1 protein-coding gene is annotated in these 1,030 nt (G+C 48.9%); it reads right to left on the reverse strand.

Going from position 1 to position 1,030, the window contains the following annotated elements:
* The coding region (locus R7P35_RS26350; protein WP_318093449.1) for a heme lyase CcmF/NrfE family subunit at positions 1 to 1,028 on the reverse strand (1,028 nt) is incomplete at its 3' end.
* Positions 1,029 to 1,030: the final 2 nt, after the last annotated feature.

The following is a 1,030-nucleotide window of genomic DNA, read 5'->3' on the forward strand; positions in this document are numbered from 1 at the left end:
GACACTAAATCAAAGTTACCACGAACACGTACCGCCGCACCTTTCACCGCGAATAGCAGTAAAGAGCCACCGATAACGAAGACAAGGAAACCAAGGATAAACATACCGCGAGAAGGATCGGACGCAAACGCGTGTACCGACACCAAAATGCCCGAACGAACTAAGAAAGTACCTAACAAACTCAACGAGAATGCAGAGATCGCTAGCAATACTGTCCAAGCTTTAAATGTACCGCGTTTTTCCGTCACTGCTAGCGAGTGCATAAGTGCAGTACCTGCTAGCCAAGGCATAAAGGATGCGTTTTCTACTGGATCCCAGAACCACCAACCGCCCCAGCCAAGTTCGTAATAAGCCCACCAAGAACCTAGTGCGATACCCAAAGTTAGGAATACCCATGCCGCCGTTGTCCAAGGACGAGACCAGCGCGCCCATGCTGTATCAAGACGACCTGTCATTAGAGAGGCAATCGCGAACGAAAACGCAACAGAGAAACCGACGTAACCCATGTACAGCATTGGTGGATGCACAATCAGCCCAGGGTCTTGCAGAAGCGGGTTCAAATCTCGACCATCAACAGGGAAGAACGGTAACGTACGTAGGAATGGGTTTGACGTTAAGATAATAAACAGTAGGAAACCTACGGAGATCATACCCATTACGGCAAGTACACGTGCAACCGACTCTTGTGGCATACCGCGGCTGAATGTAGCAACCGCGACGGTCCAACCTGCTTGGATAAGCACCCAAAGCAATAGGGAACCTTCGTGTGCACCCCATACCGCTGTCAAACGGTAGTACCAAGGCAGTTGGCTGTTTGAGTTACTTGCTACGTATTGCAGAGTGAAATCGTTAGTATAAAAACCCCAACACAAAATCACGAACGAGAAAAACAGCATGATGAACATCGACCAAGACAGCGGTCGAGCGGTATTCATCAGCATCGTATTATTGTTTGATGCGCCCCATAGCGGCAGCACAGAAAGCAGTACCGCCATCGCTAAAGATAAAATGAGGGCAAAATGGCCGATTT

The sequence above is a fragment of the Vibrio sp. Vb0304 genome, from assembly GCF_033338995.1.
Classification (GTDB): domain Bacteria; phylum Pseudomonadota; class Gammaproteobacteria; order Enterobacterales; family Vibrionaceae; genus Vibrio; species Vibrio alginolyticus.